This is a genomic window from Pseudarthrobacter phenanthrenivorans Sphe3 (assembly GCF_000189535.1).
Taxonomy (GTDB): domain Bacteria; phylum Actinomycetota; class Actinomycetes; order Actinomycetales; family Micrococcaceae; genus Arthrobacter; species Arthrobacter phenanthrenivorans.
In genome coordinates, this window is record NC_015145.1 from 1,798,728 (window position 1) to 1,820,128 (window position 21,401).

The following is a 21,401-nucleotide window of genomic DNA, read 5'->3' on the forward strand; positions in this document are numbered from 1 at the left end:
GCGGGGGAAGCCCAGTCGGGGGGCTAAGCGGTGGGGCGGAGGGACAGGTCGCGGGTTAGCGTGCGGTTCCAGCGGTTGGCGGGAAGGTCCGGGCAAAGGGCGGCCATCCCGGTGGCGAACTTGGAGATCCGGGAGGGCCTGATGCCGTGGGCCCAGAGGTGTCGATCGAGCGGGCCGGCAGTGGAGCCGGATTTGGTCTCGAGGATGACGGCGTCTTCCAGGACCCAAGCGGAGTGGGCGGGGCGTTGCCAGGTCACGCCGGTATCGATCGTTGCCCGGCTTCCAGATTCCGGCAGGTACAGCGTGGTTCGGTTGTAACGGGTTTCCAGCACTGGCCCGAGACGGCCGGACGGCATGGCACCCACTGAGGCAGTGAGTGTTTCACGGACGTAGTCCAGGCCCTCAGGGGTGAGCCGGGCGCGGTCTTGAAGGTGGTACGGGATGCGCTCTTTGACGGTTGCATCGCGGGCGCCTTCGGTTTTGACCTCCAGGAAGCTCACCGCGCTGTCGACGTAGGTCCTGGTACGGATTTTGTAGCGGCGCCGGCGGCCACGGGCTGCGAGCATGTAGCTGTCGAGGTTTGGGGTGTCAAAGTAGACGGAATCGTAGGCGAAGCTGCGGGAGCCGCCCATTTCCAGTACTCGAACATCGGCCTGTAGCGTGCCCAGCAGGTGGCGGGCGAGCCCTGCGGGAACCACGTATTTGCGGTCTACGCGGGTCTGGAGCGCGGCTTCGCTGTTGAGTTCTTCCAGCCCTACCGGGGGGAGGGAACGAAGAGCGCCGCTGACGTCCGTTCCGGTGGTGCTCATGCGGCACCTGCCCGGGCTGTGCCGTGGGAGTAGGCGGGAGCCGTGGTGCCCGGCTCTACGGACGGGTTGTCCGAATGGTGAGGCGCCGTAGTCGTGATGGCCGGGATGCCGGCGGGGGCCGTGAAGACGCTGGGGGAGTAGGCGTACCGGACGTCGACGATGGTTTTGTCGTTGACCAGGTCGAGCTCCTGGACGGTGGCAGAGTGGACCTTGCCGTGCAGGACTTCCTCGAGCCGGGCGTGGAGTTCGCCGTCTTCGGCGATGGCGCGGTCCAGGACTACGGTCTGGTGGCGGTGGGCCGGCAGGACGCGGGGGTGGTCTCCCACGAACATGACCAGCAGGATCAGGGCCATCAGTGAAACGGTCAGCCAGAGGGGTTCGATGCCCAGGCCTGCGATCAGGCCCAGGGCCAGGGCGGAGAAGTAGTAGGCGACCTCGTGCTGGGCCAGCTCGGTGGAGCGGAGCCTGATGATGGACAGGACGCCGAAGAGCCCGAGTCCCAGGCCGAGCCCGGCGGCTGATCCTGATAGCGCGGTGGCGACAGCCAGGACGCCGACGTTCATGCCCAGGTACGAGACCACTAGGTCGCGGCGGCGGTGGCGCCGGAGGTACAGGGCGAAGGTCAGGAGGCTGATGGCCGCGAGGTCGGCAAGGATGAAGATTACTGGGTTCATGGGATTCTCCGGGGTGTTTATATGGGCTGGTTTTTACTTTCCGGGCCCAAGCTGTGCAGGTGCTGTGACGGAACCTAGCCGGATGTATGAGTGCGGACCGGTACTTCATTCGATGTGCTGGCGGTCGCTTCACGGGCTGGATTTCGCTCGAAAAGCCACCGCTGCTGCACCGCGAAGCTTGCGGCCAGCAGGACGGTTTCGGCCAGGATCTTGGCCGGCAGTGCCGGCAGGCCGGCGGCTTCGAGGGCCCAGATCAGGCCGAAGTTTCATCAAAGAGCTTGTTAAGGCTGGCCTGCCTGTTGTAGAAGCGACCAGCTTTGTGTCGCCCAGGTGGGTGCCCCAACTTTCCGACGCGGCGGAGGTGCTCACGGAACTTGACGACCTCACCAGGCATCCCGTTCTGGTCCCCAATATGCGCGGACTTGAACGGGCCAGGGAGAGCGGAGTGAAGTCCGTAGCGGTCTTTGTCAGCGCCACAGAGGCGTTCGCCCGGAAGAACCTCAACATGAGCCGTGCCTCAGCGTGTGAGACGGCGGCGAAGTCGTTACTGAAGCGATCAAAAACGGCATGACAGCACGGGGTTACGTGTCCATGTGCTTCGGGGACCCTTGGGAAGGACCAGTCGGGACAAGTGCAGTGGCCGAAGTTTCCCGTCAATTGCTGGACGCGGGCTGTTACGAAATCAGCCTCGGCGATACCATTGGCGTCGCCACCGCCGGGCACGTAAAAGCCTTGGTAGAGGAGCACGTGCAAGGCGGCGTGCCGCTGGAACGCCTTGCCCTGCACTTCCATGACACCTACGGGCAAGCGCTCAGCAATGTCCTTGCCGGAATCCAATCCGGGGTTACCTACTTCGATGCATCCACCGGCGGCATCGGTGGATGCCCGTTCGCCGGAAGCGCCACCGGCAACCTTGCGATGGAAGAACTCCTGTGGCTACTTCACGGCCTGGGGATCAATACTGGTGTTGACCTGGAAGCAGTGGTGCGGGCGGGTCAAACCATGACTGACTTCTTGAACCGCCCGCCCTCACGTATCGCCCAGGCCATGACCGGCTGATACTTCCAGCCTGAACATCTGGCTCCATAAGGGCCGCCCCCGCGGTGTGGGCGGTGGGACGGCTTCCCGCCGAAGATCAGGCATGGCATTTGTCAGGTTGGGGTGTGCTGCAGCCGGACGACAGGTACTGGTCCTCGCAGGATCGTTCTTCCGAGGTTGCGGTATTTGCGGGCCCGCGAGGCGACCAGTTGGGAGACGGGAACTGCGGCTACTGAGGCGAGTTCGTATTCGATGGCGTGCGCCATGCGTGAGCAGAATTCCCGGGGCTCCAGTGAGGCGTCGTTCCGTTCATCGACGATGTGGTCCACCAGCCCGTTTGCGTATAGTGCTGCTACGTTGACGCCTTGCGCCTGTGCCATGGCGGGGGCGTAGGCGGTGGTGCGGTGGACGATGGCGCTGGCGCCTTCGGGTGGCAGCGGAGAGAGCCAGCTGTGCTGGGCGGCGATGGTCCTGTCGGCTGGCAGTAGCGCCAGCGCACCTCCGCCGGCGCCTTGTCCGAGCAGGACGGAGACCGATGGTGATTGCAGGCCGATCAGGTCGTGCAGGGAGCGGGCGATTTCGCCGGCGAGACCGCCTTCTTCTGCTTCCTGGGAGAGGGCTGCGCCGGCGGTGTCGATGACGGTGAGCAGCGGCAGCCGCAGTTCCTCGGCGAGTTTGGCACCGCGGCGTTCCTCGCGCAGGGAGCCGGGACCCATTCCCGCGGCGGCCTTCCGCAGGGGACGGGCGTGTCCGAGGACGATGCAGGACTGGGTTCCGAAGCGGGCCAGGGCCAGCAGCAGGCCTGGGTCTTTTTCGCCCTGCCCGGTGCCGTTCAGCGGGAGGGCATCTGTGGCGCCGTATCTGAGGAGCTGGCGGAGGCCGGGGCGACGGGGCTGGCGGGAGATTTTTATTGAGGTCCACGCATCCACGTCGGCGGGTCGGACGGTCAAGGTGGCCGGCGCCTGCGGCCATCCCATGGAGCCGGAAGCCCGCGGAGGCATAAGGATTTCCAGCGCCCGGCCCACCAACCCGGCGAGCTCTCCGGGCTCCACGACGCCGTCGATGAGTCCTTTGTTGAACAGGTTCTCGGCGACCTGTACGTTGTCCGGGAAGGCTTCTCCGTGCAGCGCCTCGTAAACGCGCGGGCCCAGGAAGCCGAGCAGGGAGCCGGGTTCGGCGACGTTAATATGCCCGAGGGATCCCCAGGAGGCCATCACGCCACCGGTGGTTGGGTGTCGCAGGTAGACCAGGTAAGGCAGCCCGGCCTGGCGATGTGCCCGCACGGCCGCGGTGATTCTGACCATGGACAGGAAGGCCAGGGTTCCTTCCTGCATTCGGGTCCCGCCTGAGGCAGTGCCGGCCAGCAAGGGCAGGCCTTCGGCCGTGGCCCGTTCCACCGCAGCGACGATCCGTTCCGCCGCGGCGTGGCCGATTGATCCGGCCAGGAAGTTGAACTCGCTGACGATCAGCGCCACCCGGCGGCCGCGGATTAGTCCGGCACCGGTGAGCACGGATTCGTCGGCGCCGCTGCGCTCACGGGCCTTAGTGAGGTCGTTTGCGTAGTCGTCAGTCAACGCGGGCTGCTGAGGTTCGGCATCCCAGGAGACGAACGACCCTTCATCCACCACGGTGTCCAGCAGCTCGGCGGCGCTGAGGTGGCGGACTTTTTCCGTTGTCGGCATGCTAATGCACTCCCGCGGGGTCGGCGGGGACAAGGCCGAGCCATTCCCGGATGGGCCCGGCGTCGGCGTCCAGCAGGGGCGGGGCCGCGTGCTCGGTGATGGTCGTTTCGGCGGTGCCGCCGGGCGCGAAGAAGCGTAGCGGCGGGCCGGGCAGGCTGACCTTGCCGAGCAGCGGGTGCTCCACATTCACGACGAGGCCTTGGGAATCTCAATGTTTCTGTCAAGCCGCCTGAGCGGTGATGCGTGGCATTGGTTCCTGGTAGATGGTGTGGTCACGGAGCATCGCCCAGAGGACGTTGATGCGACGTCTGGCGAGGGCGATGAGGGCCTGTTTATGCGACTTTCCTTCTCCGCGCTTCCGGTCGTAATAGGTTCTTGAGGCCGCGCTGTTCTTCAAGCTGGAGAGGGCGGCGAGGTAACAGGTCCGCAGGAGCCTGCGGTTAAAGCGACGTGGTCGGTGCAGGTTCCCGCTGATTCGTCCGGAATCGCGCGGGACGGGAGCCAGCCCCGCGACGCTGGCGAGCCGGTCGACTGAGTCAAACGCGTCCAGGTTGCCGCCGATGTTCGCGAGAAAAGTAGCTGCGAGTACGGGGCCGAAGCCCGGCATGGTGAGCAAAACATCGGCGCTGTCGTGCTTCCCGAACAGGTCCGTGATCTGGGCATCGATGCCGGCGATCTCCGCATCGAGAGTGCTGATTTGCCCGGCCAGCCGGACGACCAGGGCAGAGCCTGTGGTCTGAGTTGGCAGTACGGTGTGCTGGGAGTTTGCGGCTATCAGTGCCTTCTCTGCCATCTTGGCACTATTGCGGCAGCCGCGTTTCCTCAGCCAACCGGTGAGCCGAGCTAGTCCGATCCGCCGGATGCCCTCGGGTGTCTGGTAGCCGCCCAGGAGGACCAGGGGCGCCTGTTTGGAGTAGTCGAACGCACGCTCGAGAGCCGGGAAATATTCCAGCAAGGTGGCGCGGAGCCTGTTGATCGCCCGGACACGGTCGCAGATCAGATCCGTACGGCGGGCGGTGAGGAGCCGCAGGTCAACGCTGATCTGGTCCGTGCGGCGGACTGGTTGGAGGTCCGTGCGCATCCGTGCCTGGTCAGCGATGATCCTGGCATCTTTCGCGTCGGTCTTGCCATCTCCGCGGTAGGTCTCCGCAGCGTGATGCACGATCCGTCCAGGTATATAGAGCAGTTGCTGGGCGTGCGCGGCCAACAACTCGATCAACAGGGCCGCTCCGCCGGAATTCAGATCCGTGGCCCAGCAGACTTCGCCCCCGGCCGCGATCTCCGCGATCGTGGCTATGAGTTCGAGCACTGCGTTTTCGTCGTTCTCGACCCGTTTCGAGAGCAGCACGGTCCCCGTCTGATCGATCACGACGCAATGATGTGCTCTTTTGCCTGAGTCGATTCCTACCCAGAATGCCGGCATGTTCAGTCTCCTTCGATCAGCTCCAATTTCGGTTGGCCCTGTCGATAACTACGCCGGCACGTCCTTACCCAACGATCAATGTCGTAATTCTCAATCAGCGGTCGAGTCATCGGCGGGCAGCGGGCGGCCATTCCCAGTGAGCCATCCAAGCGGCAGGGCGACCTAGGCCATACCCGCCACCCGAGGGTGATCGAAACACTACGACAGCTCCGAAATCACCCACAACAAAATCGTAAGGAGGCGACCTGCTCCCACGCGTACACCTCGTCCAGGGAGCGGACCTTCCCGGCCGGGATCCCGGCGTCGTTCAGCTTTTCCAGCAGCTCAGCGGCGCCGTAGCCGGCAAATACGTGTTCGACGGCGGCGATCACCTCGGCACGGTTCCGCACCCTTTCGGCGTTGCTGGCGAAGCCGGGGGCGGCAGGGTCCAGGCCGAAGGCGGCGGCGAAGGAGGCCCAGAGCTTTTCGCTACCGACGCTGATCTGGATACTGCCGTCCTTGCAGTTGAACAGACCGTACGGGGCGATGGAGGGGTGGTGGTTGCCCTGCGCCTGCGGAACTTCACCGGCAACGGTGGTCCTGGTGCCCTGGAAGGCATGGACCCCGATCAGCGATGCCAGCAGCGATGTGCGGACCACCTTGCCGCGGCCGGTCTTGTCCCGTTCCACGAGGGCTGCGAGTACTCCGGTGGCGCCGTTCATGCCGGCGAGCAGGTCGGCGATGGGGACGCCTACGCGCTGGGGGTCGTCCGGGCCGGAACCGGTGAGGGACATCAGGCCGGCCTCGCCCTGGAGGATCTGGTCGTAGCCGCTGCGCCGGGACTCGGGTCCGTCGTGGCCGAACCCGGTGATGGAGAGGATGATCAGGCGCGGGTTGATACCGTGCATCGCCGCGGCGGAGAAGCCCAACCGGTCCATCACGCCGGGGCGGAAATTTTCAATCAGGACGTCGGCCCGCTCCAGCAGTCCGCGCAGGACGGTCTGCCCGTCGGCGCTCTTCAAGTCCAGCGCGATGGACTCCTTGTTGCGGTTGCAGGACATGAAGTAGGTGGACTGGAGGTCGTCCTCGGGGCCGACGAAGGGTGGGCCCCAGCCGCGGGTGTCGTCCCCGGTTCCCGGGTTTTCCACCTTGATGACACGGGCGCCGAGGTCCGCGAGCATCATGCCGGCGTGCGGGCCGGCCAGGGCACGGCTCAGATCAATAACCGTATGCCCGGCAAGGGGGCCTTCGGGATGGTCTGCTATGTTCATGTACCGGTTCCTGTCGAATATGCGGTCTGGTGCTGACGGAGCAGCTCCCGTCCGTAGTCGTTGCCGTTTGGGGTGCGCATTAGGGTGTGGATGTGGAACGGGGCAGGCTCCTTGTTGTTGAGAAACACTCCACAGTGGTGGTCGAGTTCCAGCACCAGCACGGGGCTCTGTAGCCGGTAGTAGAAGGGGTCCGCAGGGCCGTAGCCGCCGATCCACGAAAACCAGGTCTCGTCGTAGTGACTGGCTATCTCGCGGCGGCGCGCCGCCGCGGGGCCATCCGGAAGGTATGCAGTGAAGTCCGCGATGATGGCATCGACCAGTCGCCGTGCCTGTTCGTTCATGTCCCGTACCCTGATTCCCTCGTAGGGGATGACCCGGTTGTCCTGGAAGGCACCGGCGAGGTGGCGCTCATCTCCGGGGTGGATTCTGCCTTCCGGCATCGTCGGGTCCACCATGTGCTCGTAGATCTGGGCCTCGGCGCGCTGGGGGGCGGGAAGCGTCTCCATCAAACGGCGCGCCAGGGCGATCCTTTCAGTGAAAACGTAGGTGCCCGCGAAAGGGCCATGGTCGATGCCATTTGGTTCTGCCCCGAAGAAAATCGGAGTGATTACCATTTGGGTCCCCACCACAAGGCAGTTCAGTGCTACGTGATGACCGAACAGCTGCCATCCCCAGGGTTCGCTGAGAGATGGTTGCCCGTAGAGAGCGATGTTATAGCTGTATTCGTTCATGAGGGCGGGCAGGCCGACCTCTTCGCCGAGGAAGCCGTTGATCCGCATGAGGGCGCGAACAAGTTCGTAGCCGCGCGGGCTCAGGCTCGCCTCCACCAAAGCGAGTACAAGCTGGCGCGTCCGTTCGTCTTGTTCCTCGAGGCGCAGGCCAGTGTCGTGTTGCATGAACTCCGGGTTGGCCCAGGTTTGCCATTCCACCGCGTCTGGTGAATAGGAGAGCTTTTCCCGCTGCTCCGGGCTTAGATAGGCGAGCATCTCGTGGCCCGCGGCCGTCATCGCAGCGACTGGTGCCTCTTCACCTGTCCTGGCCGGCTGGAGCCTGTAGAGGCCTTCCCTGAGTGACCCGTTGTTCGTCACTCCTCGAAAGGGCTGGAAGTAGAGCGGTTCCCAACCCCGGATGAGCTCACCGGTGAAGGCATCCGCCTTTGCTGCCTCCCGGTATCCGCGGGCGTCAAGGCCCTTGAGACCTGAGATCCGGGGATCGTCCGGTGCATAAAAGTGGCGGCGGAAGTCCGCGGTCGTATCCACACTCATGAAGCGTTCCCTGCGGTATGGCGGGTTTCGTTTCCAACGATCGGTGTAGTCAGGACGCCGAGTTTATCGATCTCGACCTCGACGGTGTCACCGGGTTGGAGGAGCCACTGAGGGTTTCGTGCGTATCCGACGCCTTCGGGCGTACCGGTGCAGATGATGTCGCCGGGGCGGAGAGTGAACGTATGAGAAATATGGGAAAGTGTTTCTCCGAGCTCGTAGATCATGTCACGGCAGTTTCCGTCCTGCACCACGATGCCGTTGACACGGGTCTGGACCCGCAGTCCATCGCGCAGGTCGCCCACCTCGTTTGCCGTAACGAGCGGACCAAGTGGTCCGCTGGCGTCGCCATTTTTCCCAAGGATCCACTGTGAAGTCAGTTTCTGTGCCCGCCGAGAAGTCAGGTCGTTGAATACGGAGTACCCCAAAACGGCGCTTCGCGCGGTCTCGGCATCAGCATCAATAAGTGTCTGGCCCACGTATGCAGCGATTTCGCCTTCCCAGTCCAGGCCATCTTCATTGGAAGGGACGGGTGCAGGGCGTCCGCCAACGCTGAGGGACTGGGTCCAGCGCGCGAACAGCGTGGGATGGGGCGGAAGGGCCTCATTTTTATAGGTTCCCTCGGCGGCATGCGCCCGGTAATTGAGGCCGATGCAGATCACGCGGGCGTCGGGCAGGACAGGTGGCACGACTTCAACGTCCTCCATATCGAGGGGGGCCTCGTTGGGGGATGAACCGTCTGTAAGGGCACCGTAGGGATCAGCCCAAAACTCCTGGACACTCGCCAGGACATGCAGCTTATTGGATTCCCTGTCCAGGACGGCCAGGTGGACGCCCGCGTGTGTAGGTGTTTTCACTCCGATGAGTTTCAAGTTCTTCTCGTTCCGTTGTGGTTGGAAGGGTGTCTTAGAGGGCTGCGCCGGCGCGGATGGAGCTGGCTGACGCAGGTGGGGAAGCATCACCACTGGGCACAGACACATGGTTTATTGAGCCAGTGGAAGTGTGCAGTGCGGCCGCGGCAGCCTGTGGATTGTCGCCCCGCCATGCGATGTGCTGGTCGGGGCGCACCAGGATTGCCGTCGGTCCGCCCAGTTCGACCGGCCACGTTCCCTCCAACACCCGGAGCGTGATCGGGATACCGGATAAGGCCAGCTCCTCAAGGAGGCCGGCGAACCGCTCGGCACCGTTGGCTGGCACGAGCAGCGTGAAGCCCCGGTCGTCGAGTACGTCATAAAGGGATGTCGTGGCGTCAAGCCAGGCGTGGGGAAGGAGGCAACCCGGTGTTGTCGATGGTTCATAGACGACGGGATCCTCGGTTGGTGGCTGGGAGCCGTCAGGTGTGACGATTTGGGAACCGACATAGGTGTAGCCGAGCACGAGGCCGAGGGAGTGGAACTCGCTGCGTTTGATAGTGAGTTCCCTGCTTGCCCTGGCGCGGGCCTCCTCACCTTCCGGGCCGTCCCCGGCGAGGGCTGAATCAGCGAAGTCGTAGGCGAGGGACTTACCGTTGGACGCCGCGTCCTGGATAGTCCGTGCCGCAACGGGGCGTCGTTCGGATTCGTAGCTGTCCAGCAGCTTTGGGTCAGCCCACCCCTGTAGGACGCCTGCCAGCTTCCACGCCAGGTTCGCTGCGTCCCCGACGCACGTGTTGAAGCCGTGACCGCCCCACGGCGGATTGAGGTGTGCGGCGTCCCCGACGAGGAAGATGCCACCTTCGGCGTATCGCTCGGCAAGCAACATGCGGGCCGTCCACGGATCCTCGGCGATGATTTCGACGTCAATGTCGGTGCCGGCCATTGCTCGGATGGACGCCGCAGGGTCGGTGTTCGCCCCGCTGCGATCGACGCCCTGGAAAATGGCCCACCAGGTGCCGTGCAGATCCGCTTGGCCGATCATGCCGGGGGACTGCGGATCCATAATCCAGTACTGGACCGCAGGGCCCAGTGTTGCCGTTCGCTCCAGGTGCTGCGAACGAAAGAGTACGCTGTGGTTTGACCGTGCTGCCGAGGAGCCCTGCAGTTGGATCCCGAGAGATTTACGCACAATGGATGTTCCTCCGTCGGCTCCGATGACGAAATTGGCAGCCAGGCTCCTGGAACCCCCTGAAGTGTCTGAAATTTCAACGATGTGGCTGCCGTCCAAGCCTCCACGAGGGATGACGCGGTCGACGCGGGCTCCGGTGTACAGGGTGATGAGGTTTGATTCAGCGGCTGCCTCGCGAAGCAGATTCTCAAGGACGGGTTGGGGGACCTGCTGACCGCACTCGGGTTGCGGGCCGTAGTTGCCGAGCTCGAGCTGGAAGGCGTTCTTGAAACGGGCGACCTCATGGCCTGTGAGGCTCGAACAGAAGATGACGTCCTGACTGTACTGAACGGGAAGCGGTGCGGCCTCGCGAAGCCGATCTGCCAGTCCGAGGCGGCGCAGGTGTGTCATCGTGCGCGCGTTGGTGGTCTTCGCGCGGGGCCGGTAGGGGTCGACAGACATCCGGGGCTCGATCACGAGGCTCTGGATACCGCGATGAGCGAGGTCAAGTGCAAGGAAGAGGCCGCTCGGACCACCCCCGGCTATCAGGACTGGAACAGTGCCGGGCAGAACGCCCAGGGACTGCGGGGATGAAATATGGGACATGGTTTGCTCTCGTGTATGTGAAGACACTCAGAAATTGGTCAGGCGACCGGCTGAGCGGCAGGCGTCGGCGACTGGGTGCGGGTCTTGGAAGGCAGGGTGAACATGAACGCAGCGCCGATGACGGCGGGGACCGCGAAAGCGGCTGCTGCAACGGGGACTCCGCCGCCTCCGCTCACGAGGAGGGCACCGTAGGTCGGGCCGACGATAGCGCCGACGCGGCCAATGGCCAGCGCCCATCCCAGACCGGTAGCACGCACGGCCGCCGGATAGTACTGGGCGATGTAGTCATTGATCATGTTCTGTGTACCGAGGCCGCCGAACCCTGCGACTGCTGTCAGGATCATGACGACCGCGCTGGGCGGATTCAGAGACAGCAGAAGCAGCGCGACGGCTGCGCTCACGAATCCGGCGATTGCCAGCGGCTTAGGGCCGAACTTCTGGCTTGCTCCCGAGCCGACTACAGTGCCGATTACTGCCCCTACGGAGTAAGCGAGCAGGAAGGACACCGAGGAGCCGATGCCATATCCAGCGGAACGCATGATCTGTGGAAGCCAGGTGCTGACGCCGAAGATTGTCAGCAGGCTCAGAAAGGTGACGGCCCAGAACGTGAGAGTCGGCCGGCGGAGCTGCCGAGAGACGAGAGCACGGACAGGGGAGGTCGGTTCAGCGCTACCCACTGGGGCCTCTGAAGCGGGTGTGAGCGAATAGTGCGCCTCGATACGAGCGGCTTCAGCTTCGCGGCCACGGGCCCGCAGGAACGAGGGGGACTCAGGGAGCCGGAGGTATGCGAACGGTATCAGCAGCAAACCGGCCGCGCCGACGGCGTAGACCGGACGGAACCCGCTGCTCTCAAGCAAGGCCAACGACGTGAGGGAAGCGAGGACGGTCCCGATGGCAGGGGCTGTCAGTACGAAACCCAGCGTTAGCGACTTGCGGCCAGGGGCAGCAAATTCGTTGGTGAGGGCAACAGCAGTTGGGAGTAGCCCTCCGATTCCGAAGCAGGCCACGAAGCGGAACGCAGCAAACACCTCCCAGGACGGCGCCAGCGAGCAGGCGAGCATCGCAACGGAAAAGAGGGCCAGCGCGGAGATAAAAATCCGCCGGCGACCGAGCCGGTCAGTGAGTGTACCAACCACGAGAGAACCAAGCAGCATGCCAACGAGGGCGAAACTGCCAACAGCCCCCGCGGCACCCGTAGTGACTCCAAATGGCGAAGGACCGATGATCCCGGGCAGCGTTGCGCCGTAAACATAAAGGTCATAGCCATCGGCAACGAGACCGAGCCAACAAATAAAGAAGATCCAAAATACTGGCTTCCTGGTGGAGTTCATCTTTGATTCCAATCCAGAGGGACATTGTGAACTCAACTACCTTCGCCGAACGCGGAATTCGGCGGGAGAGCGCATTTCACTGAGTGAACTAATATTGGTGGTCGAGAACACACGAGGAGGGGATCCAGGTGTCTGGTAGGCCCGGTCATAGCGGCGAGCCCGGGGAACCTGTGGTCCGCCGCGCCCTAAACGTCCTGGCCCAATTTTCTGATGAACGCCGCACCCTCGGGCTCGCGGAGATCTCCCGGCTCGCCGGCCTGTCCACGGCGACAGCCCTGCGGATCGTACGCCATCTTACGGAGTGGGGTGCGCTGGAGCGCCTCGAGGACGGGCGGTATGTCATCGGAGTGCGGCTCTGGGAGATCGCATCTCTTTCACCAAGGGGCCATGGAGTGCGGGCGATCGCCCTTCCTTTCCTCGAAGATCTCTACGAAGTGACCCGACACCATGTGCTTTTGGCGGTCCGGGAAGGTTCATCTGCGGTGCTCGTGGATCGATTGTCCTCCCACGCTGCCGCCGAGGTCGCCTATCGAGTGGGCGGGCGACTTCCCCTTCGCTCAACAGCTGTGGGCCAGGTTCTCCTGGCCCACAGCGACCAGGAGTTTCAGCAAACGATACTCGCGGACAGCGAAGACGATGGCTCTGGGTACGACGTCAGCCCTGCCCACCTGCGCGTAGTCCTTGCCGAGATCAACAAAGCAGGCGCGGCCATAGTTGAACGCTCAAGTCCTTCCCACACGGTTTCAGTCGCAGCACCGATATACGGCGCTTCGGGACAGGTGCTCGCAGCACTCTCCATCGTGGTCCCCGCGACTTCTATCCAAACCCACCAGGTCGTACCGCTAGTCCGGGCATCCGCCCGTGCCATCTCACGCAGCCTCGGGCACATTCCTCGCAAAACACCTACTAACCGGTAATCGGGCTTGACGCACCGTAAGCTCCGACGATGTAAAAGAGGAACGGCCCCGCAGATTCCAGCCGGGAGGTCTCCATCGGAACACCTACCCGCTGAGGATTATTAGGAGATTCAACCTGATAACACGTGCGCCCAGGTCCGCCGCCCAGTGGTCCGGGCATGGAAGCGGATCCTTTCGAGAAAGGGAAGGTCTTGTCCGAGGAAAGCGGGCGCCGGCGGTCAGGCGGGCTGCGGGGCCTTGCCTGCCTCAAAAGCATCCGGCTGCGCCGCATGCAGCCGTGCCTGGCGACCCAGCCAACGCGCGCTTTCCTTGGGGGTTCTTTCCTGCGTTTTCCGGTCCACGGCAATCAGGCCGAACTTTGGTCCGTAGCCAAACACCCACTCAAAATTGTCGAAAGCCGTCCAGGCGATGTAGCCGCGGACGTCGATTCCGTCGGCCAGGCAGGCGGCAACGCTATCAACCGCGGCGCGAAGGTAGTCCACCCGCTGGGTGTCGTCTTCGGTGGCGAGGCCGTTTTCCGTCACGATAACCGGGGTGCCGGCAACCCGGTGGGCCTCCCTAATGGTTGCTTCGAGGGCCTGCGGATAGATTTCCTCGCCCATCTGGTTGACCGCCACGCCTGCCGGGGCCGGTGCGTGTCCTTCGGGTCCGTAGACGGTGCGGCCGTAGGTCTGGATGCCTACGAAGTCGTCGCCGCGGGATGCTTCCAGAAAGCGTTCGTTGACGTCCCGGCGCACCTGGGCAGCAAGTTTCTCGCCGCCGTCGATGGACTGGATGTCTGAGTTGGCCAGGGTCCAGCCCACCAGGAGGTCCGGGCGGTGCGCCTTGATGGCTGCGGTTCCGGCTCGGTGCGCAGCCAGCTTCACGTCGAATGCCGCCTCAGTGGAGCAGAACTGGAACGGTGCAACAGTGCCCGCGTCCACGCCCAGGCGGGTAGCCGCGGCCGCCCAAACAGGGACCGAACCGCGGTCCTCCGGTGCCACGCCGCCGATGCCGAAGGATTCCAGCAGCCATGGCAGGTTGGGTTCGTTCAGGGTGCAGGCGACGCCGATGAGGTCGCCCAGGTGAGCCATCACCTTGTCGCAGTAGCGGGCGAACAACGCGGCAGTCCGTGCGCCTTCCCAGCCGCCGACGGCCAGGAGCCAGCGCGGTGACGTGAAGTGGTGGAATGTGACCACGGGGGTGAGCCCGTGGTCGCGGCAGGCCTCCAGCATCCGGCGGTAGTGGTCCAGCTCTGCCGTTGAAAAGCGGCCTTCTTCCGGCTCAACGCGGGCCCACTCGATGGAGAAGCGGTAGCTGGTGAATCCCAAGCCAGCGATCAGGGCGATGTCCTCGCGGTACCGGTGGTAGTGGTCCACGGCGTCCCCCGACGGCTCCGAGAACATGGTGCCCGGGAGGTGCTCAAGGAACCAGGTGTCGCTGTTGACGTTGTTCCCTTCCACCTGGTGTCCGGCGCTGGCTACGCCCCAGAGGAAGTCCTGCGGGAAGGGTGATGCGGTGGTCATGAAGGTCCTTTCGGTTCAGCGCAGAAAAAGCGCGCAGGGCGTCTCTGCCCTGGCTTTCAATCCTGATCGGCAGCGTGACCGGTGCCACAATACTTTTTCAATCAATGACATTCTCATGTGGAGCCCCGTTGCCTGCGCCTGATGCTGGTGGGGAGCCGGCGAGCAGCCGACCCCCAAGACCACTCTCTCCGTTGTCACGAATGCAAAGGCGCACCACATGAAACTCCCCAACCCCACAGCCCGTGCCGGCTCCGCCGTTCTGGCCGGAGCGCTCCTGCTGGGATCGCTGACCGCCTGTGGCGGAGGCTCCGGCCAGGCCGGCGCGAAAGCGGATACCAGCACCCTGACCCTGGCCATTGACAGTGACTCTGCTTCCTTCGGCTTCGACCCGCTGCGCGTTTCGGCAGCCCAGCGGCAGTTTTTTGAAGGCCTTTACGAGAGCCTGATGACGCTGCAGCCGGATGGTTCCACGGGGCCGGGCCTGGCCAAGGAGTTCAGCTACAACGCTGACAACACGGTCCTGACGCTGACGCTCAAGGAAGGTGTGACCTTCACAGACGGTTCCAAGCTCGACGCTGAGCTGGTCAAAGCCAACCTGGACCGCCGGTCCGATCCCGCACTGAGCGCATACTCCGCCGTGGCCAAGGGCGGTGCCCAGGAGATCACCTCGGTGGACGTGGTCAGTCCTACCCAGGTGGCCCTGACCTTCGCCAAGCCGCAGCCGGGTTTTGAAAAGAACCTCGCTTCCACCACCGGCATGATCGTGGGCAAGAACGGCGTGACCGGCTCGGCCAGCCTGGCGGCCACTCCGGCCGGCTCCGGTCCCTACACGCTGGACCCCGCCACGGTTAAAGGCAACAAGTACGTGCTGGTAAAGAACGAAAAGAGCCCCGAAGCTTCCAAGTACGCCTTCGACAAGGTCATCTTCAGCGTGGTGCTGGATCCGCAGGCACGGGCAAACGCGCTGGTTTCCGGCCAGGCGGACGTGGCCATGCTGACCTCCTCAACCGTCGACTTCGCCAAATCCAAGGGTGTTGGGGTGTCCCAGGTTGGCGGCACCGTGAACACCATGATCTCCTTCGACAAGATCGGCAAGACCGCCCCCGCGTTCGCGGAGGAGAAGGTCCGCCAGGCCATCCAGTACGCCATCAACCGCCAGGCCCTTGTGGACGCATTGCACAAGGGTGACATCCCGGCCTGGAACGCCCTGCCCAAGGATTCCCCAGGCTTCACCAAGGACCTCGAAACCAAGTTCGCCTACAACCCGGACAAGGCGAAGAGCCTGCTGGCCGAAGCCGGCTACCCGGACGGCTTTGAGTTCACCATCATCGCCGGCGCCCAGACGCAGACGGACCTGCAGGCTGTCCAGAAAGACCTTGCCGCCGTCGGAATCACCATGAACGTGAAGATGGCCGCCAGCACTGACGAAGCCTTCGCCGCCGTTGCCACCACGCCCCTCGGCTATGCACCGCTGAACTGGGACAACCCCGTGGGGGTGATGTACGGGGCAGTCCTGAACGGCTTCACCAACGTGCAGAAGGCCACCGACGAGCAGCTCAGCGCTGCCACAGGCGAACTCGCCGCCGCCAAGGATGACGCCGCCGTCAAGGCCGCGGCCACCAAGCTGAACACCCGTTTGGTGGAATCGGGCTGGATGATCCCGCTGTACGAGGCGCTCACCAACCAGGGCTACAACACCAGGAAGGTGGCGCCGGTGGAATTCGCCGGCACCAACGCCTACCCGCTCCTCTCGTCCTACAAGCCGGCCAGCTAATACCCGCACCTGCCGGGCCGCCCCTATCACCAGGAGGGGCCGCCCGGCAAGGGCCTGACCGATGGAGGTCACCATGGCACTATTCATCACCAGGCGCCTGCTTATGGCGCTGGCCACCGTGCTGGTGGTCGCGGTGCTGGCGTTCCTGCTGGTGCACGCAATGCCGGGCAGCCCCGGTGCCGTGTCCCTCGGCGCCGGCGCCACCCAGGAAGCGATTGATGAGGTCAACCAGCGGCTCGGCTGGAACGATCCGCTCCCGGTACAGTTCTTCACCTGGCTCGGCGCCGCCGTCCAGGGCGACTTCGGAATTTCACTTATCGACGGGCGCTCCGTCACCGCCGACCTCGCCAGCAGGCTTCCGGTGACTGCTTCCCTCGCCGCAGGAGCAACCCTGCTCAGCGCCGTCCTGGGCATTGCACTGGGCGTCACGGCGGCAGTCCGCGGCGGCTCCGTGGACCGCATCATCGGCGGCGTCTGCGGCATGGCCGTGGCCCTCCCGGCGTTCTGGATCGGCATCATCTTCGTCTACCTCCTCGCCGTGCAGTCCTCCGTCTTCCCGGCCACCGGCTACGTTCCGTTCGAGGTTTCCCCGCAGGACTGGGCGCTCTCGCTTGCGCTGCCGGTGATCACCCTGGCTGTGGGCGGCGGAGCGTTCATTGCCCGCCAAACCAGGGCATCCATGCTTGAGGCGCTGCAGCAGGAACACATCCGAACCCTCCGGGCCACGGCCACTCCCACCTGGAAGATCCTCTACGTCCACGCCCTGCGCTACGCCAGCCTTCCCATCGTCGCCGGCATCGCGCTGCAGTTCATCCAGCTTTTCGGCGGATCCGTGATCGCCGAGCAGCTGTTCGCCATGCCTGGCCTGGGCCAGGCTGTCCAGACATCCGTCAGCACCCATGACGCCCCGTCCGTGCAGGGCGTGGTGGTGATCGCCACTGTGGTGGTGGTTGCCGTGAACCTGGTGCTGGAACTCGCCACCAAGTTCCTCGACCCGAAGTTGCGTGCCTCATGATCCCCAACGTTGCCCCTGCCCCTGCAGACTCGGCGGAGCCGACGGCGGCTGCCGTCCTTCCCACGGCTCCGCGCCAGAGTGCGGCCAGGAAATTCGCAGGCAGCAAGCTGTTCGCCTCGCCGGGGAGCATCGCAGGGGTCGTCTGGCTGGCCGCGCTGGTTGCCGCTTCCGTGACGGCGCCACTGTGGCTGCCGTACAAGACCGAGGACCAGGACTTCACCGCCGTCCTCTCCGGCCCCACTGCCGCGCACTGGCTCGGCACCGACGAACTCGGCCGGGATCTGCTGAGCCGGATCTTCGCCTCCGCAGCCGGGACGCTGGGGACGTCGATGATCACGGTGATTGTCGCCGTCGGCCTCGGAACCCTCCTGGCGATGCTTGCCGCAGCTGCCGGCGAACGGGTAGAGAACGCCGTCAGCCGGGTCACTGAAATCATGATGTCCCTTCCCGGCACCGTAATCATCCTGGCCGTCATCGGCGCCGTAGGAACGAACATCCCCCTGATCATGGCCATCCTTGGCGTGCTGATTTCCGCCGGGATGTACCGGGTGATGCTGGGCCAGGCCAAGTCCCTGCAGTCCCAGCTGTACGTGGACGCGGCCAAGGTAGACGGCATGGGCACGGCCGGCATCAGTTTCCGGCACGTGCTGCCCGGGTTGACCAACACCATCGTGGTGCAGGCGGCGCTGATCTTCGCCGTCGGCATGCTGATCCAGGCCGGCCTTGCCTTCATCGGGTTCGGACCGCCCATCCCGGAGCCCAGCTGGGGCGGCATGATCCAGGGTGCCTCCCAGCACGTCTATGACGCTCCCTGGATGATGGTGCCCACCGGGGCCGTGCTCGCCCTGACCGTCCTCGCCGCGAACGCCATCGGCAACTCCCTGGGCAAGGCGCCCAACGCCGCCGCACCGCACCTGCCTTCCGCAGCAGCACGGCGGCAGCGGGCCAATGCCGTGGCCGCCATAGCCGCTGATGCACCGGCTCCCGCAGAGGTGCCGAAGGGTACGCTCAGCGTCCGCAACCTGTCCGTGGGCGTCGAGAACGGTGTCCGCCTGGTAACGGACGTCTCCTTCGATGTCGAACCGGGAACCGTGCTGGGCCTGGTGGGCGAATCCGGCTGTGGAAAGACCATGACCGCGCTGTCCCTGTTGGGCCTGCTGCCCTCCGGAGTGTCCGTGACCGGTGGCCAGATCCTGTGGAACGGCAGGAACCTTGCTGCGGCCACGGACAAGGAAATGGAAGGAATCCGCGGCCGCGAGATCGCGCTCATCTCGCAGGAGCCCATGCGCGCCCTGGACCCGATGTTCACGGTGGGTTACCAGCTCACCGCCACCGTCCGGAGGCTTCGCGGCATGGGACGGGTGGAAGCGAAAGCTGAAGCAACCAGCCTGCTGGAGAAGGTGGGCATCGTGGACTCTGCCCGGATCCTGAAGACCTACCCGCACCAGATCAGCGGCGGCATGGCCCAGCGCGTGGCGATCGCCCTGGCGCTCGCCGGGCGGCCGCGTCTCCTCGTGGCGGATGAACCCACCACAGCGCTGGACGTCACGGTGCAGGCCGAGATCCTCTCGCTGCTGCGCAGCCTGGTCAAGGAAACCGGAATGTCCGTCGTGATGGTTACCCACGACTTGGGCGTGGTGGCTGACCTCTGCGACCAGGTGGCCGTGATGTACGCCGGTGAGGTGGTGGAGAACGGCCGGACGGACAGCATCCTGGATAACCCGCGCCACCCCTATACCCTTGCCCTGCTGGCCGCGGACCCGCATGCCAACCACGCCGCGGACATGCCCGAACGCCTTGCGACCATCAGCGGCCAAGTCCCGCAGCCCAAGGACTGGCCCAGCACCTGCAGGTTTGCGGCGCGTTGCCAGTTCGCTGGTTCTGCATGCATGGTTCCGGTTCCGCTGGCGCCCTCCGGAACCGGAGAGGGCCTGGTCCGCTGCGTCAAGGCCGACGAACTCGCCGTCGAAGGCCTGGACTGGGTGGCCACCGACGTGCCCAGCCACCACGTCCTGAACCTGGTTGAAGCCCGAACTGTGGACCACAGGACTGTCGAAAAGGATCACGCATGAGCACCGCAACCACCGTCCGCCCGGAAGCACCGCCGCCCGGTGCCGCCCAGCCGCTGCTGGAAGTCAAGGACCTGGTGGTCCGTTACGGGCGGGGCCGCAAGGCAGCCGCGGCGCCCGCCGCCGTCGACCGCGTCAGCCTCAGCATCGCCCCCGGCGAGACCGTGGGGCTGGTGGGGGAGTCCGGCTCGGGCAAGTCCACCATCGGCAAGGCCATCCTTGGCCTGCAAAAGGTTGCCGGCGGGTCCGTCACCTACCAGGGCAGGGACATCACCTCAGCCGGCGGCGCCCAGCGCAGGGCCTTGGGCGGCGAGCTGCGGGCGGTCTTCCAGGACCCCAACTCCTCGCTGAACCCGCGGAACACGGTGGGCTCCTCGCTGGCGGAACCGCTCCGGCTCCGCGGGATGTCCGCAGCGGAGGCCCGGGCCAAGGCGGAAGACATGATGGAGCGGGTCGGCCTGCCCCGTGAGGCCGTGGACCGCTACCCCAGCCAGTTCTCGGGAGGCCAGCGGCAGCGCATCTCCGTGGCCCGCGCCCTGATCTGCGATCCCCGGCTGGTGGTTTGCGATGAGGCAGTGAGCGCGCTGGACCTCTCCACCCAGGCGCAGGTGTTGAACCTCCTGGCCGACCTCCGGGATGAGCGGGGCCTCAGCTACCTGTTCATCGCCCATGACATCGCCGTGGTCCAGTTCCTGGCACAGCGCGTGGTGGTGCTTTACCGTGGGCAGGTCATGGAAAGCGGGCCCTCTGCCGCCGTCACGGAAAACCCCAGGCACCCGTTCACCCAGGCGCTCGTGGCGGCCTCCCCGGTGCCGCGGCCCGCCGAGCAGGCCGCCCGCCGGCAGGCCCGGGAGTCGCTGGGCGTGCGGACAGGAGCAGCAGCAGTGCCGGGGCCTGGCGGCTGCCCCTTCCGGCTCCGCTGCCCATTGGCCACGGAACTCTGCGCCACCGAGCGGCCGGCCCTCCGCCGGGTGGGTGGCTCCGACGTGGCCTGCCACTACGCCTCCTGACACGATTCCCGGGAATTTCTCCCGATGGGCCCTGCATCACCCCGAGACAACATTCAACGAGAGAACTGGAGCACTGATGACGAAGCAGCGGCAAGGGCCGGATAACGTCAGCGACCGGATCGTCATGCTGGGAGTAAACGGTGGCCCAGTTGTCGGTCCCGACGAAGCCAAACCTGCCTTGGCGCTGGTGGTCAATGACGCCGTGTACCTTGTTGACTGCGGGCTTGATGCATCCCGCCAGCTGGTCAACGCCGGATTGGGATTCGCCGGCATTCGAAACGTCTTCATTACGCACCACCACCTGGACCACACCTCCGGGCTGCCTGGACTCCTGCTGCACGGATGGGCAGCCCGGCCGCCGCTGCCGGCAGTGAACATCTGGGGGCCGCCAGGGACCAAGAAAAAAGCAACAAACCTCCTCGCCGGCTTTGCTGACGAAATCGCTCTCTTCGAGTCCGGCGGCGGCTTCGGTGCCTTCACGGCACCGGATGGTCACGACGTGGAGGTGCCCTTGGACGGGAGCATCACACCTGTCATGGAAGACGACAACGTCCGTGTTGATGCCACCCGGGTGTTCCACGGCCCCGAGGTGGCGAACGCCTATGCCTACCGGTTTACGGTCAAAAGCACGGGCAAGGTGGCGGTCTTTTCAGGTGACACCGCCGCTCACGATGCAAATCTTGCCGCCATCGCCAGGGGATGTGATGTGCTGATCCATGAAACGCAGGACAACAGCGCCATTGAGCGTATTGCAGCCGGGCTTCCCCATTCCCGTGGTGAGGAGCTGAAGAAGCATCTTTTCGAGGCGCACTCCAGCGTCCTTGACCTGCCTGCTGTCGCCCTTGCGGCGCAGGCTAAGAAGCTCGTGTTCAGCCACTACACGCCTGTTGCGCAACCGGCGGCCATCTGGCTTGCCATGGCTGCGCCGGTGGCGGAAGCCATCGGGTACACCGGAGAAATCATCGCCCCGCAAGCCCTGGACGTTATACCGCTCTGATCGGGGCTGCCCTGGGA

At 64.8% G+C, this 21,401-nt stretch carries 19 protein-coding genes and 1 pseudogene; 9 read left to right on the forward strand and 11 right to left on the reverse strand.

Going from position 1 to position 21,401, the window contains the following annotated elements; translation table 11 throughout:
* Positions 1 to 23: 23 nt before the first annotated feature.
* Positions 24 to 809 carry a polyphosphate polymerase domain-containing protein gene (locus ASPHE3_RS08285; RefSeq protein WP_013600771.1) on the reverse strand — a complete coding sequence of 262 codons (786 nt, stop codon included), beginning with the start codon at positions 807 to 809 and terminating at the stop codon, positions 24 to 26.
* Positions 806 to 1,483 carry a DUF4956 domain-containing protein gene (locus tag ASPHE3_RS08290; protein WP_013600772.1) on the reverse strand — a complete coding sequence of 226 codons (678 nt, stop codon included), beginning with the start codon at positions 1,481 to 1,483 and terminating at the stop codon, positions 806 to 808. Before ASPHE3_RS08290 ends, ASPHE3_RS08285 begins: the two co-directional genes overlap by 4 nt.
* 86 nt (positions 1,484 to 1,569) lie before the next feature.
* Here ASPHE3_RS08290 and ASPHE3_RS22470 point away from each other — a divergent pair, with 86 nt between their 5' ends.
* The 3 genes from ASPHE3_RS22470 to ASPHE3_RS22480 are packed head-to-tail and all read left to right on the forward strand — an operon-like array spanning position 1,570 to position 2,542.
* Complete coding sequence (locus tag ASPHE3_RS22470) at positions 1,570 to 1,788, forward strand: hypothetical protein (RefSeq protein WP_049786049.1); 219 nt, start codon at positions 1,570 to 1,572, stop codon at positions 1,786 to 1,788.
* A gap of 14 nt (positions 1,789 to 1,802) precedes the next feature.
* Positions 1,803 to 2,054, forward strand: a complete 252-nt coding sequence (locus ASPHE3_RS22475; protein ID WP_049786050.1) for a beta/alpha barrel domain-containing protein — start codon at positions 1,803 to 1,805, stop codon at positions 2,052 to 2,054.
* Positions 2,055 to 2,074: 20 nt separating this feature from the next.
* Positions 2,075 to 2,542, forward strand: coding sequence for a beta/alpha barrel domain-containing protein (locus ASPHE3_RS22480; protein WP_217259050.1), 468 nt, complete (start codon positions 2,075 to 2,077; stop codon positions 2,540 to 2,542).
* 92 nt (positions 2,543 to 2,634) lie between these two features.
* On the opposite strand, the gene ASPHE3_RS08300 is transcribed toward ASPHE3_RS22480, so the two are convergent.
* The 8 genes and pseudogenes from ASPHE3_RS08300 to ASPHE3_RS08335 all read right to left on the reverse strand — a co-directional run bounded on the left by ASPHE3_RS08300 (position 2,635) and on the right by ASPHE3_RS08335 (position 12,097).
* Entirely contained in the window at positions 2,635 to 4,203 is a 1,569-nt protein-coding gene (locus ASPHE3_RS08300) for a carboxyl transferase domain-containing protein (RefSeq protein ID WP_013600773.1), read from the reverse strand.
* Between the two features lies 1 nt (position 4,204).
* Positions 4,205 to 4,408 (reverse strand): annotated as a pseudogene (locus ASPHE3_RS08305) (CoA transferase); the annotation flags it as partial.
* A 15-nt stretch (positions 4,409 to 4,423) separates the two neighbouring features.
* Entirely contained in the window at positions 4,424 to 5,626 is a 1,203-nt protein-coding gene (locus ASPHE3_RS08310; protein ID WP_013599339.1) for an IS110 family RNA-guided transposase, read from the reverse strand.
* A 215-nt stretch (positions 5,627 to 5,841) separates the two neighbouring features.
* Positions 5,842 to 6,876, reverse strand: coding sequence for a CaiB/BaiF CoA transferase family protein (locus ASPHE3_RS08315; protein ID WP_254363002.1), 1,035 nt, complete (start codon positions 6,874 to 6,876; stop codon positions 5,842 to 5,844).
* Positions 6,873 to 8,141, reverse strand: coding sequence for a DUF3500 domain-containing protein (locus ASPHE3_RS08320; protein ID WP_013600774.1), 1,269 nt, complete (start codon positions 8,139 to 8,141; stop codon positions 6,873 to 6,875). The genes ASPHE3_RS08315 and ASPHE3_RS08320 overlap by 4 nt, the downstream gene beginning before the upstream one ends.
* The gene (locus tag ASPHE3_RS08325) at positions 8,138 to 8,995 is read right to left on the reverse strand and encodes a fumarylacetoacetate hydrolase family protein (RefSeq protein ID WP_246084585.1); all 858 of its coding nucleotides are present in this window, start codon (positions 8,993 to 8,995) and stop codon (positions 8,138 to 8,140) included. The genes ASPHE3_RS08320 and ASPHE3_RS08325 overlap by 4 nt, the downstream gene beginning before the upstream one ends.
* A 49-nt stretch (positions 8,996 to 9,044) precedes the next feature.
* Positions 9,045 to 10,766, reverse strand: a complete 1,722-nt coding sequence (locus ASPHE3_RS08330) for an FAD-dependent monooxygenase (protein WP_013600776.1) — start codon at positions 10,764 to 10,766, stop codon at positions 9,045 to 9,047.
* 38 nt (positions 10,767 to 10,804) lie between these two features.
* A complete protein-coding gene (locus tag ASPHE3_RS08335) occupies positions 10,805 to 12,097 on the reverse strand; it encodes an MFS transporter (protein WP_013600777.1) in 1,293 nt (430 codons plus the stop codon).
* A 128-nt stretch (positions 12,098 to 12,225) separates the two neighbouring features.
* Here ASPHE3_RS08335 and ASPHE3_RS08340 point away from each other — a divergent pair, with 128 nt between their 5' ends.
* Positions 12,226 to 13,014: an IclR family transcriptional regulator gene (locus ASPHE3_RS08340; protein WP_246084584.1), complete on the forward strand. Its 789-nt coding sequence runs from the start codon at positions 12,226 to 12,228 to the stop codon at positions 13,012 to 13,014.
* A gap of 218 nt (positions 13,015 to 13,232) precedes the next feature.
* Here the strand turns inward: ASPHE3_RS08340 and ASPHE3_RS08345 are convergent, their stop codons facing one another.
* Positions 13,233 to 14,519 carry a glycoside hydrolase family 1 protein gene (locus ASPHE3_RS08345; protein ID WP_013600779.1) on the reverse strand — a complete coding sequence of 429 codons (1,287 nt, stop codon included), beginning with the start codon at positions 14,517 to 14,519 and terminating at the stop codon, positions 13,233 to 13,235.
* Positions 14,520 to 14,736: 217 nt separating this feature from the next.
* Between ASPHE3_RS08345 and ASPHE3_RS08350 the strand changes: the two genes are divergently transcribed.
* The 5 genes from ASPHE3_RS08350 (at position 14,737) to ASPHE3_RS08370 (ending at position 21,384) form a co-directional block, all read left to right on the forward strand.
* Positions 14,737 to 16,293 carry an ABC transporter substrate-binding protein gene (locus ASPHE3_RS08350; protein ID WP_013600780.1) on the forward strand — a complete coding sequence of 519 codons (1,557 nt, stop codon included), beginning with the start codon at positions 14,737 to 14,739 and terminating at the stop codon, positions 16,291 to 16,293.
* Between the two features lie 61 nt (positions 16,294 to 16,354).
* Positions 16,355 to 17,308 carry an ABC transporter permease gene (locus ASPHE3_RS08355; protein ID WP_013600781.1) on the forward strand — a complete coding sequence of 318 codons (954 nt, stop codon included), beginning with the start codon at positions 16,355 to 16,357 and terminating at the stop codon, positions 17,306 to 17,308.
* Positions 17,305 to 19,380, forward strand: coding sequence for a dipeptide/oligopeptide/nickel ABC transporter permease/ATP-binding protein (locus ASPHE3_RS08360; protein ID WP_013600782.1), 2,076 nt, complete (start codon positions 17,305 to 17,307; stop codon positions 19,378 to 19,380). The genes ASPHE3_RS08355 and ASPHE3_RS08360 overlap by 4 nt, the downstream gene beginning before the upstream one ends.
* Positions 19,377 to 20,387, forward strand: a complete 1,011-nt coding sequence (locus ASPHE3_RS08365) for an oligopeptide/dipeptide ABC transporter ATP-binding protein (RefSeq protein ID WP_013600783.1) — start codon at positions 19,377 to 19,379, stop codon at positions 20,385 to 20,387. Before ASPHE3_RS08360 ends, ASPHE3_RS08365 begins: the two co-directional genes overlap by 4 nt.
* A gap of 76 nt (positions 20,388 to 20,463) precedes the next feature.
* Positions 20,464 to 21,384: an MBL fold metallo-hydrolase gene (locus tag ASPHE3_RS08370; protein ID WP_013600784.1), complete on the forward strand. Its 921-nt coding sequence runs from the start codon at positions 20,464 to 20,466 to the stop codon at positions 21,382 to 21,384.
* The last annotated feature ends 17 nt before the right edge of the window (positions 21,385 to 21,401 follow it).